Here is a 14692-nt window from a genome sequence, read left to right on the forward strand (position 1 = left end):
GACAGCTCCTACGACCCAGCGGGAGCAAGCTCCCTCGCCACAGGGTAGAGGTGTGTCCTTCGCAGGCCGGAACACTTTTTGCTGTCAGATGTGATCGCCGCCATTGCGTCGGCGTCATTACTGCCTCAATTTAGCGTCATTGCCCGTCAGGCCTGTGCACTTCATGTCAGCGAACTCGTTTAGCCAGTCTTTGCGTCGCCTTTGGGCGTTGGATAAGTTCAGTTATAGCGTGCGGGTCTTCATCGCCCTGACCGGCAGCATGGGGTTGTGCTGGTATCTGGACGAAATGGCGCTGCTGATTCCCTTGTTCCTGGGCATCATCGCCAGCGCCCTGGCCGAGACCGACGACAGTTGGCAAGGCCGCCTCAATGCGCTGGCAGTCACGCTGCTGTGCTTCAGCGCCGCAGCGCTGTCGGTGGAGCTGCTGTTTCCCTACCCCATCCTGTTCATCGTCGCCCTGGCCCTGGCAGCGTTCGGCCTGACCATGCTTGGCGCCCTGGGTGAGCGTTATGGCGCGATTGCCTCGGCCACCTTGATTCTTTCGGTCTACACCATGATCGGCGTGGACCAGCGCGGCGGCGCCGTCAGCGATTTCTGGCATGAACCCCTGCTACTGGTCGCCGGTGCCGCGTGGTACGGCTTGCTGTCGGTCGTGTGGCAGGCGTTGTTTTCCAACCAGCCGGTGCAGCAAAGCCTGGCGCGGCTGTTTCGCGAACTGGGGCGCTACCTCAAGCTCAAATCGTCGCTGCTGGAGCCGATCCGTCAGCTGGACGTCGAAGCCCGCCGCCTGGAACTGGCCCAGCAAAACGGTCGTGTGGTCGCTGCGCTCAACAGCGCGAAGGAAATCATCCTGCACCGCGTGGGCAATGGCCGGCCCGGTTCGAAGGTCAGCCGCTACCTGAAGCTGTACTTCCTGGCCCAGGACATCCACGAGCGTGCCAGTTCGTCTCACTACCCCTACAATGCCTTGGCCGAGGCTTTCTTCCACAGCGACGTGCTGTTCCGCTGCCAGCGCCTGCTGCGGCAACAAGGCAAGGCCTGCCAGGCGTTGGCCGAGTCGATCCAGCTGCGCCAGCCGTTCATCTATGACGACACGTTCGCCGAGGCCCTCAACGACCTGCACGCCTCCCTCGAACACTTGCGCATCCAGAGCAACCCGGCCTGGCGCGGCTTGCTGCGCTCGTTGCGGGCCCTGTCGGTAAACCTGGGCACCATGGACCGCCTGCTCAGCGATGCGAGCAACCCCGACGCCCTCGCCGACGCCACCGACAGCAGCCTGCTGGACCGCTCGCCGCGCAACCTCAAGGACGTCTGGCTGCGCTTGCGCACCCAGCTCACGCCCACCTCGCTGCTGTTCCGGCATGCCCTGCGCTTGCCCCTGGCCCTGAGCGTGGGCTACGCCGTGGTGCACATGATCCACCCGTCCCAGGGCTATTGGATCATCCTCACCACACTGTTCGTCTGCCAACCCAACTACGGCGCCACCCGACGCAAGCTCGGCCAGCGGATCATCGGCACCGCCATCGGCCTGACGGTGGCCTGGGCGCTGTTCGATCTGTTCCCCAATCCGCTGGTGCAATCGTGCTTCGCCATCGCCGCCGGGGTGGTGTTCTTTACCAACCGCACCACCCGCTACACCTTGGCGACGGCGGGGATCACCATCATGGTGCTGTTCTGCTTCAACCAGGTGGGCGACGGCTATGGGCTGCTGCTGCCGCGGTTGTTCGATACCTTGCTCGGCAGCCTGATCGCCGGGTTGGCGGTCTTCCTGTTCCTGCCCGATTGGCAAGGGCGGCGGTTGAACAAGGTGCTGGCGAACACGCTGACCTGCAACAGCATTTACCTGCGCCAGATCATGCAGCAATACGCCGCTGGCAAACGTGACGACCTGGCCTATCGGCTGGCCCGACGCAACGCCCACAACGCCGATGCCGCGTTGTCCACCACGCTGGCCAACATGCTGATGGAGCCGGGGCATTTCCGTAAGGAAGCCGATGTCGGATTCCGCTTCCTGGTGCTGTCCCACACCCTGCTCAGTTACCTGTCGGGCCTGGGCGCCCACCGCGGCACCGAGCTGCCGACGGAAGTACGCGAACAGTTGATCGACAGTGCCGGGATGAAACTGGCAGCGAGCATCGACGAAATCGCCCAGGGCCTGGTGAACAAACAGCCGATTGTGGTCCAAAGCGACGAAGAGGAAGCCCTGGCCAATGAGCTTGAGCAGATGCCTGATGACATCGACGAAGGGCAGCGGCTGGTACAGACGCAATTGGGGTTGATCTGCCGTCAGCTCGGTCCGTTGCGAACCTTGGCGGTGCATCTGGTCAAGGATACCAGCGAGGCTTGAGGGGTGTGGTGAATGGGCCGGCCTCATCGCGAGCAAGCTCGCTCCCACAGGGACCTGCTGTGACGCAAAGTCTGTGTGCACAGCGAATCTACTGTGGGAGCGAGCCTGCTCGCGATGGGGCCAGTCCAGGCACCTTACATCCCGTGTGCCTTCAATAATCGCTCATAACTCCCATCCGCCTTCATTGCCGCAATCTCCCGATCGAACCCGGCCACGATCTGCTCATGCTCCGGGTTCTTCAGGCTGACCAGGATGTGCAGGCTGTTTTCGCTCAAGGGCTTGGGCAGGAACTCCACGGCGCTACGCACCTTGGGTGATTCGCGGGCCAGGTAATAGCGAGCCACATACTCGTCTTCCAGGGTCAACTTCACGCGGTCGGCCGCCAGCATGCGCACCGCCATGGCGAAGTTGTGCACCGGGACTTTCTGCATTTGCGGGTCCTCATCGAAGTCCTTGGCATAGGCATAACCGCGCACCACGGCGATGGGATAGGCACGCAGCTGTTGCAGATTGTCGAACTGGATCGCTTCGTCCTTGCGCTTGATGAAACGCACGCGGTTGAGCAGGTACTCGGCCGAGAACCGGCCTATGTGCGTGCGTTCCTCGCTGTACCAGGCGTTGACCAGCACATCATAGCGGCCCTCGCCGATGCCCAGCATCGCCCGGGCCCAGGGCACTTGTTCGAAGTCCGTGGCATAGCCGGCCCGCGCCAGGGCCGTGCTGACGATGTCGGTCGCCAGGCCGCCATTGATCAAGGTGGTATCGGTAAAGGGCGGCCAGGCATCGGCGACCAGGCGCAACTTCTGCGCACAGGTCTCGTAGCTCAGCAACAGCAATCCGATCAATGCAAGAGCTCGATGCAATCGCGGCATGCCAAACATCCTTGACGGGTTCAAAGCCCGGTTTGTTTTTAGCCGAAACTCAACGGGCGTCCCGAGACACCCGGACCTAACATTAGCTCATTGCAACCGCTGCGCAGCACTGTCACGAAGATTACACAAAGACGACAGTACCGCGACAAAGGAATGATGGCATTTTGGTCTTTATCACAGATTTTTTGCTCGCCCAAGCCAGAGACTTCCGGGCAAAGCACGCCTAATATCGGCAACAGGTTCTTCAGGAAATTCAAAAATGGATATCGAGTGGGTCTGCAAACATCACAGTGACCTGAGCAAGGAACAGCTGTATGCCATCCTCAAATTGCGCGCCGAGGTGTTCGTCGTCGAGCAGAACTGCGCCTACCCGGACGTCGACGGCCTGGACCTGGAGGGCGACACCTGCCACCTGATGGCTTGGCACGACAACCACCTGGTGGCCTACCTGCGCTTGCTCGACCCGCACTCGCAAAACAGTGACGTGGTGATCGGGCGCGTGATCATCGCGCCACAAGCTCGCGGCCAGGGGCTGGGCCACACGCTGATGGAACAGGCGCTCAAGCAGGCCGAGAAACATTGGCCCGGCACGTCGATTTCATTGTCGGCCCAGGCGCATCTGCAGGGGTACTACGGGCGGTATGGGTTTGAAGTGGTGGGGGTGGAATACATGGAGGATGGGATTCCGCATATCGGCATGCATCGGCCCTAAAAACGCTATCGCGAGCAAGCTCGCTCCCACAGGGATCTTCAGTGAACAACGATCAAATGTGGGAGCGAGCTTGCTCGCGATAGGGCCAGCCCAGGCAAAGCCAATAATCAGGGATACTCAAGCACCGCCTTGATCCGCTGCAGATTCCCCTCGATCCACCGCCGATCGATCGCCCCCCAATCGCGAATCCGATACCGCCCGGCATGGTTGCGAGCGCCGTCCTCTTGCTCGAACTCACACAGGATATCCAGGTCAGCCAGCGCGGCGATGGTGTCCTGGGCCGTGCGCCGGGGCATGCCGGTGGCTTCGGTGAGTGCCGGGACGTTGCTGGCCAGGCCGCTGTCGATCAGGTAAGCCACGTACAGGCGACGGTAGAAACTGGTCTTGGTCTTGCTCACGTCCATCCGGTCATTCCTTGTGAGGTTGCAGGTCCCGCCAGGTCAGGTACACCCGCAGGTCGAATTCCAACTGGTGATAGCCCGGCAGCATGTGTTCGCAGAGTTGATAGAACGCCTTGTTGTGGTCCGACTCCTTGAAGTGCGCCAGCTCGTGCACCACGATCATCTTCAAGAACTCGGGCGCCGCGTCCTTGAACAGCGCCGCGATGCGGATTTCCTTCTTGGCCTTGAGCTTGCCGCCCTGCACCCGCGACACCGCAGTATGCAGACCGAGGGCGCGGTGGGTCAGGTCCAGGCGATTGTCGAACAACACCTTGTCGATGGCCGGCGCGTTACGCAGGTATTGCTGCTTGAGGTCCTGCGCATAACCGTACAGAGCCTTGTCGCTCTGGATCGGATGCCGACCCGGATAGCGCTGTTGCAGGTAATCGCCCAGGCGGTCCTGGGCAATCAATTGCTGCACTTGGGCTTGCAGGGCGGCGGGGTAGGCCTGGAGGTATTTGAGCGCGGTCATCGACGGGCAACACAGTCACAAGAGGCCGCCAGTGTAGCGAATTCAGGCCTGCACCGCGCTCCAGTCGAAAGGCGTGGCGAAGGCATTGGTGTCTTCGGCCATCAACGGCCGCGCCACCAGGAACCCTTGCACATACTCACAGCCATGGGCCTGTAGCCACTGGTACTGCTCGCGGGTTTCCACCCCTTCGGCGATCACCCGCAAGCCCAGTTGCGTACACAGGTCGATGACCGAGGCGGCCAACGCGGCATCTCGGGGCGACCCCGGCAAGCGGGCGATCAAGTGCCGATCGAGCTTGAGAGTATCGAGTTCAAGGTCGCGCAGATGCGTCAGCGAACAAGGCCCTGAACCGAAGTCGTCCAAGGCCACGCGCACCCCGAGTTGGCGCAGCAGCCGCAATTGCTTTTGGGTTTCATCGGGATTGCGCATCAGCGCATCCTCGGTCACCTCGACCTCCAGTTGCCGCGGCTTCAAGGCATGGCGCTCCAGGACCTGGCGCAACTCGGTCACCAGGTTCGGCATGCCGAACTGGGTGCTGCTCAGGCTCACCCCCAGCACCAGGTCGTCCGCGAACAACCGCTCCCAGACTTTGCGCTGGGCCGCGCTGCGATGATAAATCCAGCTGCCCAACCGGCTGATCAACCGCGCCTCTTCCAGCAACGGCAGGAACAGGCCCGGCGGCACATCGCCGACGCTCGGGTGCTGCCAGCGCAACAGCGCCTCGAACCCGCGGATCCGCCCGTCGACGATACTGACCTGGGGCTGGTAGACCATATTGAAATCACGGTTCTCGATGGCCGAGCGCACGCTTTCTTCCAGCATCAGCCGTGAACGGGCTCGACCGTTCATTTCGTGGTCGTAGAAACGGTATTGCTGGCGACCGGCACGCTTGGCTTCGTACATGGCAATGTCGGAGGCCCGCAGCAACCCATCGAGGTTGGCGCCACAATCCGGGTACGTTGCGATGCCGATGCTGGCGCCGAGCGCCACGTCCATGCCTTCGATCTGCTGGCAGATCGCGACGCGTTCGATGAGTTTCTCCGCGATCTTGGCCGCCTGCTCGGGAAACTCCAGGTCCAGCAGGGCCGTGAACTCATCACCGCCCAGCCGCGCCAGGATATCGAATGGGCGCAGGCACGCCTTCAACTGCTCCGACACCCAGCGCAACACCCGATCCCCAGCATCGTGCCCCAGCGAATCATTGACCCGCTTGAAACCATCGAGGTCCAGGTACAGCAACACCCAATTGCTTTCCTGGCGCTCGCTACGCATCAACAGGTTTTCGGCGGTCTGGTAGAACCCCCGGCGATTGAGCAAGCCGGTCAGCGGGTCTGTGACAGCCTGGTATTCAAGTTGCTGGTGTAAATGGCGCACCACGGACATGTCCTGGAGCGTCACCACCATCGCCTTCTGCTCCGAGGGCAACGGTGCGCAGGACAAGGCCACCGACACCTGCTGGCCGGGTGCCGTGCGCAGCACCGCGTCATGCAATCGCCAGGTTTCACCACGCTGATAGGCGTTGTGGATCTCGGAACCGGTCCATTCGGGGATGTGCGGTTTTTGCAGGAAGTCCAGGAATGGCATGTCCTGCAACTGCTCGGCGGTGGCATTGAGCAAGCGGCAGGTGGACGGGTTGGCGAAGCGGATACAGCCGTTCTCATCCACCACCAGGATGCCTTCGGCGGCGTTGTCCAGCACCGAGGCATTGAAGGCCCTGGCGGCTTCGAGATCCTGACTCAGGCGCTGCAAGGCCCGGCGATTGCGCTGGTGTTCGAGCAACGCCTGGACCTTGGGCTTGAGGATTTGCGGATCGAAGGGCTTGAACAGGTAATCCACGGCGCCACTGGCGTAGCCCTTGATGACCGCGTCCTGGGATTGCTCGTTGGCCGTCAGGAAAATGATCGGCGTGAGCCGCGTGCGCTGGCTGCCGCGCATCAGGCGCGCCACTTCGAAACCGTCCATGTCGGGCATCTGCACATCCAGCAGAACCAGGTCGATGTCGTGTTCGAGCAGCAGGTTAAGCGCCTCGACCCCCGAGGACGCGGTCATCACCCGCCAATCCTGGCGCTGCAACAAGGCCCGCATGCTGAGCAGGTTTTCAGGGTAATCATCAACAATCAAAAGGACAGAGCTGTCTTCGCCGGGCGTTGGTTGCGCGCATTCCATGCTGCTTCTCTTATCGGGCGCCACGTCCGTTTTTACGTAGCAAAGCGGACAAATACTGTCCCCTCACTCTAGACCGGGATTTTGAAAAGCAGTAGGTGTCAACGCGCCATCATCCAGACAAAGCCCGAAATAGCCGACTAACGGTCACCCTCCTCAGGCACAGAAACTGCAAAGACCTCATCGACGAACAATTGACGTCAAACATCCGCCGAACGGTCAACAAGAAAAAGCCCCTGTCCAGCGTTCCGAAACGCTTCAAAAGGGCGGTTTAAAGCCTCCCGCTACGGCATACACCTTTACATCTCGATACGCAGGACCTGGACATGATTGATCTCGCAACCTGGAATTTGAGCATTCCCGAAGGCGCCCCACCGGCAACCATTCAAACCTCACAATTGGTTCAAGGCTTCAAGAGCCAGTACTTCAACTCTGAAACCGGCACGGTATTTTTCTGGGCCCCCGTGACGGGCGCCACGACGGCCAATGCTATTTACCCACGCAGCGAACTGCGCGAAACCAACAGCGACGGCACCTTGCGCAATTGGCTTTACCCATCGGCGGACAACACCCTGCGCGCGACCGTGACCGTCAATCAGGTGCCCAGCACCGGCAAGATCGTGATCGGCCAGATCCACACCAAGGACAGCACCAGTCCGATGGTGAAACTGGAATACCAATACAAAACCTACAGCTCCACCGGAAATATCGTCGCCAAGGTGCGCATGCGTCCCGACGACGAGACGGGCCAGGTCATCACCATCGCCACAGGCGTGACGCTCAACCGCAGTTTCTCCTACATGATCCACTTGAGCCCGAAGGGCGCGCTAGGCATTACTGCCGCAGGCTACAACTGGCGAACCACCGTTGATCCGAGCTGGAAAGTCAAACCGCTCTATTTCAAGGCGGGTGTGTATGTGCAGGACAACACCGGCTACGTCACCGAAGGTGGGAAAGTGACGTTCAGCCTGCTGGAAATCAAACACACCACCCTCTAAATACCGTTGCACCTTTGAAGGCATCCGTTTCCGGATGCCTTTTTTTTGCCCTATGTACAACAAAAGAGCCAAATGGCCATTAGCCAATGGTTCCGAGAAAAATCGAGCCAGCCGACCAATGGTCATTTGTCTCGGGCACCAAAGCGGCAAACGCAACTCTGACGGACTGTTGACGCCAACCCTCCGCCGGACGACCGTGCCAAACGCTCGCCCGCGCCCTCTTCTGGCCTCAGCAAAAGCGCGTCTTAGAGCCTCCGGCTGTGGCGTAAATCATTTCTTCTTCTCAGAAAGGATCCGAACATGGTCGATCTTGCAACCTGGAACCTGAGCATCCCCGAAGGCAGCCCGCCGAAAACCATCGAAACCCCTCGATTGGTGGATGGGTTCCAGGACAAGTATTTCAACTCCGAAGGCAGCACGGTGTATTTCTGGTCACCGGTCACCGGCACCAAGACGGAAAACGCCATCTACCCCCGTAGCGAGTTGCGCGAGACCTATAGGGACGGCACCTTGCGCAACTGGGTCTATCCCGACGCCGATAATCAGCTACGGGCAAGCCTGGTGGTCAATCAGGTGCCCAGCAGCGGCAAGATCGTGATTGGTCAGATTCATGCCAAGGACAGCAGCAAGCCGATGGTCAAGCTGGAATACCAATACAAGGAAGACAGCGCCACCGGCAACATCGTCGCCAAGGTCCGCATGCGGCCCGATGACAGCGAAGGCAGGGTCATTACCGTTGCCACGGGGGTGAAGCTGAACCGGTCCTTCTCTTACCGGATCCACCTGGATCGTACCGGCGACCTGGGCATCACTGCGGCCGGTAATAGTTGGTACACCACGGTCGGCGCGGCTTGGCGCGACAAGCCGTTGTACTTCAAGGCTGGGGTGTATGTGCAGGACAACACGGGCTATACCAGCGAAGGTGGAAAAGTGACGTTCAGCGTGCTGGATATCGATCACAACACCTGAGCTTTCACGTCCTAAAATCTCGTAGGAATTTACACCCTGTGGCGAGGGAGCTTGCTCCCGCTGGGCTGCGAAGCGGCCCCTCTTTCCGCCAGACCCATCACATGTGCCGGTTTTGCGGCGGCTGCGCCCCCGAGCGGGAGCAAGCTTCCTCGCCACAGGGGGGGCGGTGCGTCCTACAGGTCGGATTTGGCCTCGAAAATCTGCTCTATAGTTCGGTTTGCCTGCTGGCTTTGGTCAGTGGGCAAGGGTTTCGCAGCCCACTGACAGAACAGAGACTTTGCACCGTCAAATGAAAATTCAGGCAAACTCGCCTGCGTTCATTTTATGGCGGTTGCGCGCGGGAGACCTTCGGGTCTGCCGGGTTTGGTCTCTATCTCGGTCTGCGAACCCGCGCGCAACTGCCACCTATTTGTTTCGCAGCAAGAAGGTGGCAATTAATTTTTATTAATAGAGCCCAAACCTTATGACGACGATTCAATCACTTAGCCGCTTCACCCCTCTCACTCCAATCGCCACCACCCAACCTGTGCTGTTCATCGACAAAACCGTCCCGCTAACAGAGCTTCACGCCTGTGCCAGCGAACGCCTGCACGCCACCCTCGATTACTTGACGCTCATGGCCTGCGCCACCTTGCGCGATTCGGCCGCCAGTGATTTGAACACCCTCACCAACGTTGCCCGGATCCTGGTCCAGGATGTCACCGACGTGTTCGGCGTCATCGAACAACGCGGCCTCGAAGACCAATAAGCCCTCCCGGCGGGAGATGATCCCCTGTGGGAGCGAGCTTGCTCGCGATAGCGCTGGGTCAGCAGCATTGATGTTGACTGACACAGCGCTATCAGAATCTGTGTGTATATCCGTTTCTTCGGTAACGGCGACCTAGGGTTCCGCCCTGACGGCGGCTCACTTTTGAGAAGCCCGGAAGCCGGCCCAGTCAAAAGTAAGCAAAACGCTTTTGCCCCACCACTCGGCACCTCGCTAAGGCTCGGTGTGCCCTCACTCCGGCATTGCTCCGTGGGCCCGCCGCGAAGGGCCATCCATGGCCCAGCGCGGCTATCCCGGCATCCATGCCGGGATGCCCACTCCACAATGCCTGCGTTCGGCCAGCGTGGTTAACGGGGCGCCGAGATCAACGTCCACCGCGAGGCGGCCTTAAAGCCGACCTGGCTCTTGATGGGGACCGCGTTCCTCCTGTGGGAGCGAGCCTGCTCGCGATGGCGGCCTGAGAGCCGACCTGTCTCTCCGGCCGTGCCCCGATCCAATTGTGGGAGCAACTATCTTGGATGGTTTATTTAGCCATCCTTTCCAGAGACAGCGAGGCTCCCACAGCTCTGGGCTATGCAAGTCTGAGGCCGCTTTGCAGAGTGATCTGGACTATTGACGCAAGCCCGCTCGCGAAAAGGCCAGCCCAAACACATCCAACATCTTCATCGACTGAAATCACCGTCATCGCGAGCAGGCTCGCTCCCACAGGTCTGCATTCGACAAATAGAGCTAGGGCGACCAATAGCTTATTCGTTTTTAATAAAATACAAGTATGAAGTAAATCCGAAAAACTCTAAAGAACTGTCATTTATTACAGGTCACCTAAACTCAAACTTCCTCCAACATCAAACACAAGCGCCGCAGTAAACCTGACGCTTTTAACAAATATTAATCGAACGAAGTGATAAGGGAGTTAATAACATGCCCACAACACCAGTCATCACCGACCCTCCAAATGGCGCTAGCGGACTCGGCCTAAATCCTCGGTTTTTCGGAACAGCAGATGCATACTACTCCGTTGAAATTGTTCAAGCGAATACTGGCCACCCATACGGGAAAGGCGTTGCAAACGAAAACGGGGTATGGGCCATCGATATTCGAATGGATTCAGACCAATGGCTTACATTTTCGGCTCGATCCTATGTATCTCCTGATGATCCTAACTCATATTCAGCTTATAGCGTTCCAATCACTATACAGGCGTAACAACACTCACTGGCTTTAGTTTATAAAAACCCGCATCCTGTGCGGGTTTTTATAATATTAAATCACCTCAGCGCTCAACTCATCCTTTAGTCATGAAGGAGGTAGATTTAACAAAATAAGTTCACCTCCTTCTACCGTTTGATTTACAGCACATCGCTAGCAAGCTCGCTCCCACAGGAGAAACGCGGTCTCGCCAAGAACCAGGTCGGCTCTCAGGCCGCCTCGCGGTGGACGTTGATCTCGGGCGCCCCGTTAACCACGATGGCCGAACGCAGGCATTGCGTAGTGGGCATCCCGGCATGGATGCCGGGATAGCCGCGCTGGGCCATGGATGGCCCTTCGCGGCGGCCCACGGAGCAATGCCGGAGTGAGGGCATGCCGAGCCTAGGCGAGGCACCGAGTGGTGGGGCAAAAGCGTTTTGCTTACTTTTGACTGGGCCGGCTTCCGGGCTTTTCAAAAGTGAGCCGCTGTAAGAGCGGAACCATAAGTGGCCGTTATCCGAAAAACGGATATACACGCAAATCCAAAACATAAAAAAACCCGCATCACTGCGGGTTCTTTAATAACGAATAACGCGAAAAGCTTAGTTGACCTTAGCGTTCAACTCACCTTTCAAATACCGCTGATACATAGCCTCCAGAGAGATCGGCTTGATCTTCGAAGCATTCCCCGCCGTACCAAACGCCTCATAACGCGCAATACACACATCACGCATCGCCGTCACCGTCGCGCCAAAGAACTTACGCGGGTCAAACTCGCTCGGGTTGGTCGCCATCAAACGACGCATCGCACCGGTAGAAGCCAGGCGCAAATCGGTATCGATGTTGACCTTACGCACACCGTACTTGATACCTTCGACGATCTCCTCAACCGGCACGCCGTAGGTTTCCTTGATGTCGCCACCGTACTGGTTGATGATCGCCAGCCACTCCTGCGGCACCGAAGAAGAACCGTGCATCACCAAGTGAGTGTTGGGGATGCGCTTGTGGATTTCCTTGATGCGGTCGATGGCCAACACGTCGCCGGTAGGCGGCTTGGTGAACTTGTAGGCGCCATGGCTGGTGCCGATGGCGATGGCCAGAGCGTCGACCTGGGTTTTCTTGACGAAATCCGCGGCTTCTTCCGGGTCGGTCAGCATCTGGCTGTGGTCCAGCACGCCTTCGGCGCCGATGCCGTCTTCTTCACCGGCCATGCCGGTTTCCAGCGAACCCAGGCAACCCAACTCACCTTCCACCGACACGCCGCAAGCGTGGGCCATGGCGACGGTCTGCTGGGTGACGCGGACGTTGTACTCGTAGTCGGTCGGGGTCTTGCCGTCTTCGCCGAGGGAACCGTCCATCATCACCGAGCTGAAGCCCAGTTGGATGGAGCGCTGGCAGACGTCCGGGCTGGTGCCGTGATCCTGGTGCATGCACACCGGGATGTGCGGGAATTCTTCGATCGCCGCCAGGATCAGGTGACGCAGGAACGGCGCGCCGGCGTATTTGCGGGCACCGGCCGAAGCCTGGACGATCACCGGAGAGTCAGTCTTGTCAGCGGCTTCCATGATGGCGCGCATCTGCTCAAGGTTGTTGACGTTAAAGGCTGGAACGCCGTAGCCGAACTCGGCTGCGTGGTCCAGCATCTGACGCATGCTGATAAGTGCCATTGTGTCTCTCTCCCGGTCGAGGGTCGTTAATCGTGCCAGCCTGCCGGAGCGGCGGCGGCTATTCAAGTCATTGCGGATCGGGGGTTGGCCCGAGCTGCGTGTTCGGTATCGCTAAACCCAAATATCGACGCGGTCCCTGTGGGAGCGAGCTTGCTCGCGATGAGGGCCGCACATTCAACATGACTGTTGCCTGGTAGACCGCTATCGCGAGCAAGCTCGCTCCCACACTGGATCTGCTTCCACATTCAGATCTCGATGAATCAGATCAATCCTGTCACTGCGCCTTGCAGCCGCGCCCAATCAAGTCATTGGTGGCGACCCAATACACCAGGCCTTCCTCACCCTTGACGTGAAACGCCAGCATGTCGTCGCTGTACAGCGAACCTTCGGCACCCGGCTCAAGCGTGAGGCGGTACACCTTATCGGCGCCGCCCAAACGTACATCGACTTCCTTGCGGGCAGCATCGGTGTAGCGCCAGAGCACCTTGGCCTCGCTGTCACAGGTCCAGCTCGTCCAGCCCTCTGCAACGGGCTCGGACGACTGCAAAAAATCCAGTTGCGAACAACCGGCCAGCCATGCCAACGCCACGACGGCGATCAAGCCTTTCATCCGTGTTCCTCGACGGACGGCACGCGCCGCCCGCCATGAGTTAAGAGTCAGACCCGTCAAGGACAACCATGTTCCTTAGCCGGGGTTTGCGTCTCGTATTTGTCCAGGCCGTCCGGTCCGGAACGCTTGTTCAGCACCGGATTGGTCTCGGCCTGCCAGTCGGCCTGGTAACAGCCTTCTTCGGGCGTCGGCGTGCCGGTTTGCGGGGCCGGAACCTCCGGGTTGCTTGAGCAAGCCACCAGCATCGTCGTCGCCAGCAGCAACGTGAACGTCTTGACCATCAGAACACTCCTTTGCCTGGTCAACGTAGCTTCAGGCCTTGGCCCGGCTTTCCAGGACTTCCACGGCAGGCAGCACCTTGCCTTCGACGAACTCCAGGAATGCGCCGCCACCGGTGGAAATGTAGGAGATCTGCGCGGCCACGCCATATTTGTCGATGGCCGCCAGGGTGTCGCCACCACCGGCAATGGAGAACGCAGCGCTCTCGGCGATGGCCTGGGCCAGCACCTTGGTGCCGTTGCCGAACTGGTCGAACTCGAACACGCCGACCGGACCGTTCCACAGGATCGTCTGGGAGGATTTCAGCAGTTCGGCGAAGTTGGCTGCGGTTTGTGGGCCGATGTCGAGGATCATGTCATCGTCGGCCACGTCGGCGATCAGCTTGACGGTGGCGGTGGCGCTTTCGGCGAATTCCTTGGCGACGACCACGTCCACCGGCAACGGTACGCTGACCTTGGCAGCGATTTCCCGGGCGGTGTCCAGCAGGTCCGGCTCGTACAGGGACTTGCCAACCGGGTGCCCGGCAGCAGCGAGGAACGTGTTGGCGATGCCGCCACCGACGATCAACTGGTTGCAGACCTGGCTCAGGCTGTTGAGCACGTCCAGCTTGGTGGAGACCTTGGAGCCGGCAACAATGGCGGCCATCGGCTGGGCCGGCGAGCCCAGGGCCTTGCCCAGTGCGTCCAGTTCGGCCGCCAGCAGCGGGCCAGCAGCCGCGACTTTGGCGAACTTCGCCACGCCATGGGTCGAGCCCTCGGCGCGGTGAGCGGTGCCGAAGGCGTCCATCACGAACACGTCGCACAGGGCGGCGTATTGCTGGGCCAGTTCGTCGGCGTTCTTTTTCTCGCCCTTGTTGAAGCGTACGTTTTCGAACAGCACGACGTCGCCAGCCTTCACATCGACGCCGCCCAGGTAGTCAGCGACCAACGGCACGTCACGGCCCAGGGCGCGGCTCAGGTAGTCGGCCACCGGCTTGAGGCTGTTTTCCGCCGAGAACTCGCCTTCGGTCGGACGGCCCAGGTGGGAGCAGACCATCACGGCCGCGCCTTTTTCCAGGGCCAGCTTGATGGTCGGCAGCGAAGCCAGGATACGCGCGTCGCTGGTGACAACACCGTCCTTGACGGGGACGTTGAGGTCTTCGCGGATCAGTACGCGCTTACCTTGCAGATCGAGGTCGGACATCTTCAACACGGTCATGGGTCGCAATTC

Annotated in this window: 14 protein-coding genes; 5 read left to right on the forward strand and 9 right to left on the reverse strand. The window is 59.8% G+C overall.

Annotated elements, in window-relative coordinates; genetic code table 11:
• Positions 1-163 precede the first annotated feature (163 nt).
• Positions 164-2347, forward strand: a complete 2184-nt coding sequence (gene yccS / locus AD659_RS25725) for a YccS family putative transporter (protein WP_053126107.1) — start codon at positions 164-166, stop codon at positions 2345-2347.
• A gap of 134 nt (positions 2348-2481) precedes the next feature.
• On the opposite strand, the gene AD659_RS25730 is transcribed toward yccS, so the two are convergent.
• Positions 2482-3219, reverse strand: a complete 738-nt coding sequence (locus tag AD659_RS25730) for a substrate-binding periplasmic protein (protein WP_053126109.1) — start codon at positions 3217-3219, stop codon at positions 2482-2484.
• Between the two features lie 259 nt (positions 3220-3478).
• On the opposite strand from AD659_RS25730, the gene AD659_RS25735 reads away from it, so the two are divergent.
• Positions 3479-3931 carry a GNAT family N-acetyltransferase gene (locus AD659_RS25735; protein ID WP_053126111.1) on the forward strand — a complete coding sequence of 151 codons (453 nt, stop codon included), beginning with the start codon at positions 3479-3481 and terminating at the stop codon, positions 3929-3931.
• Positions 3932-4038: 107 nt separating this feature from the next.
• On the opposite strand, the gene AD659_RS25740 is transcribed toward AD659_RS25735, so the two are convergent.
• The 3 genes from AD659_RS25740 to AD659_RS25750 are packed head-to-tail and all read right to left on the reverse strand — an operon-like array spanning position 4039 to position 7009.
• Positions 4039-4335, reverse strand: a complete 297-nt coding sequence (locus AD659_RS25740; RefSeq protein WP_053126113.1) for a winged helix-turn-helix domain-containing protein — start codon at positions 4333-4335, stop codon at positions 4039-4041.
• A 4-nt stretch (positions 4336-4339) separates the two neighbouring features.
• Positions 4340-4843, reverse strand: a complete 504-nt coding sequence (locus tag AD659_RS25745) for a M48 metallopeptidase family protein (protein WP_053126115.1) — start codon at positions 4841-4843, stop codon at positions 4340-4342.
• A 42-nt stretch (positions 4844-4885) separates the two neighbouring features.
• Complete coding sequence (locus AD659_RS25750; protein ID WP_053126117.1) at positions 4886-7009, reverse strand: putative bifunctional diguanylate cyclase/phosphodiesterase; 2124 nt, start codon at positions 7007-7009, stop codon at positions 4886-4888.
• 323 nt (positions 7010-7332) lie between these two features.
• On the opposite strand from AD659_RS25750, the gene AD659_RS25755 reads away from it, so the two are divergent.
• From AD659_RS25755 to AD659_RS25765, 3 genes are all read left to right on the forward strand, one after another.
• Complete coding sequence (locus AD659_RS25755) at positions 7333-8004, forward strand: polysaccharide lyase family 7 protein (RefSeq protein WP_053126119.1); 672 nt, start codon at positions 7333-7335, stop codon at positions 8002-8004.
• A gap of 300 nt (positions 8005-8304) precedes the next feature.
• Positions 8305-8973, forward strand: a complete 669-nt coding sequence (locus tag AD659_RS25760) for a polysaccharide lyase family 7 protein (protein ID WP_053126121.1) — start codon at positions 8305-8307, stop codon at positions 8971-8973.
• Positions 8974-9436: 463 nt separating this feature from the next.
• On the forward strand, positions 9437-9721 hold the full coding sequence (locus AD659_RS25765) for a hypothetical protein (RefSeq protein WP_053126123.1): 285 nt from the start codon (positions 9437-9439) through the stop codon (positions 9719-9721).
• A 1436-nt stretch (positions 9722-11157) separates the two neighbouring features.
• Here AD659_RS25765 and AD659_RS29895 read toward each other — a convergent pair.
• The 5 genes from AD659_RS29895 to AD659_RS25795 form a co-directional block, all read right to left on the reverse strand.
• Positions 11158-11322 carry a hypothetical protein gene (locus tag AD659_RS29895; RefSeq protein ID WP_156330600.1) on the reverse strand — a complete coding sequence of 55 codons (165 nt, stop codon included), beginning with the start codon at positions 11320-11322 and terminating at the stop codon, positions 11158-11160.
• Between the two features lie 207 nt (positions 11323-11529).
• A complete protein-coding gene (gene fba / locus AD659_RS25780) occupies positions 11530-12594 on the reverse strand; it encodes a class II fructose-bisphosphate aldolase (protein WP_003177554.1) in 1065 nt (354 codons plus the stop codon).
• 274 nt (positions 12595-12868) lie between these two features.
• Entirely contained in the window at positions 12869-13204 is a 336-nt protein-coding gene (locus AD659_RS25785; RefSeq protein WP_053126129.1) for an MliC family protein, read from the reverse strand.
• 56 nt (positions 13205-13260) lie between these two features.
• Complete coding sequence (locus AD659_RS25790; RefSeq protein ID WP_053126131.1) at positions 13261-13485, reverse strand: hypothetical protein; 225 nt, start codon at positions 13483-13485, stop codon at positions 13261-13263.
• Between the two features lie 31 nt (positions 13486-13516).
• Positions 13517-14680, reverse strand: coding sequence for a phosphoglycerate kinase (locus AD659_RS25795; protein ID WP_053126133.1), 1164 nt, complete (start codon positions 14678-14680; stop codon positions 13517-13519).
• Positions 14681-14692: the final 12 nt, after the last annotated feature.

It is taken from the genome of Pseudomonas thivervalensis (assembly GCF_001269655.1).
Classification (GTDB): Bacteria; Pseudomonadota; Gammaproteobacteria; order Pseudomonadales; family Pseudomonadaceae; genus Aquipseudomonas; species Aquipseudomonas thivervalensis.

What these genes read in the sequence shown, in the direction of transcription:
- AD659_RS25785 (WP_053126129.1), bottom strand. Translation starts at nt 13,204, where the DNA reads ATGAAAGGCTTGATCGCCGTCGTGGCGTTGGCATGGCTGGCCGGTTGT.
- AD659_RS29895 (WP_156330600.1), bottom strand. Translation starts at nt 11,322, where the DNA reads ATGCCCTCACTCCGGCATTGCTCCGTGGGCCGCCGCGAAGGGCCATCC.
- AD659_RS25750 (WP_053126117.1), bottom strand. Translation starts at nt 7,009, where the DNA reads ATGGAATGCGCGCAACCAACGCCCGGCGAAGACAGCTCTGTCCTTTTG.
- yccS (WP_053126107.1), top strand. Translation starts at nt 164, where the DNA reads ATGTCAGCGAACTCGTTTAGCCAGTCTTTGCGTCGCCTTTGGGCGTTG.
- AD659_RS25760 (WP_053126121.1), top strand. Translation starts at nt 8,305, where the DNA reads ATGGTCGATCTTGCAACCTGGAACCTGAGCATCCCCGAAGGCAGCCCG.
- AD659_RS25740 (WP_053126113.1), bottom strand. Translation starts at nt 4,335, where the DNA reads ATGGACGTGAGCAAGACCAAGACCAGTTTCTACCGTCGCCTGTACGTG.
- AD659_RS25735 (WP_053126111.1), top strand. Translation starts at nt 3,479, where the DNA reads ATGGATATCGAGTGGGTCTGCAAACATCACAGTGACCTGAGCAAGGAA.
- AD659_RS25765 (WP_053126123.1), top strand. Translation starts at nt 9,437, where the DNA reads ATGACGACGATTCAATCACTTAGCCGCTTCACCCCTCTCACTCCAATC.
- AD659_RS25745 (WP_053126115.1), bottom strand. Translation starts at nt 4,843, where the DNA reads ATGACCGCGCTCAAATACCTCCAGGCCTACCCCGCCGCCCTGCAAGCC.
- AD659_RS25790 (WP_053126131.1), bottom strand. Translation starts at nt 13,485, where the DNA reads ATGGTCAAGACGTTCACGTTGCTGCTGGCGACGACGATGCTGGTGGCT.
- fba (WP_003177554.1), bottom strand. Translation starts at nt 12,594, where the DNA reads ATGGCACTTATCAGCATGCGTCAGATGCTGGACCACGCAGCCGAGTTC.
- AD659_RS25730 (WP_053126109.1), bottom strand. Translation starts at nt 3,219, where the DNA reads ATGCCGCGATTGCATCGAGCTCTTGCATTGATCGGATTGCTGTTGCTG.
- AD659_RS25755 (WP_053126119.1), top strand. Translation starts at nt 7,333, where the DNA reads ATGATTGATCTCGCAACCTGGAATTTGAGCATTCCCGAAGGCGCCCCA.
- AD659_RS25795 (WP_053126133.1), bottom strand. Translation starts at nt 14,680, where the DNA reads ATGACCGTGTTGAAGATGTCCGACCTCGATCTGCAAGGTAAGCGCGTA.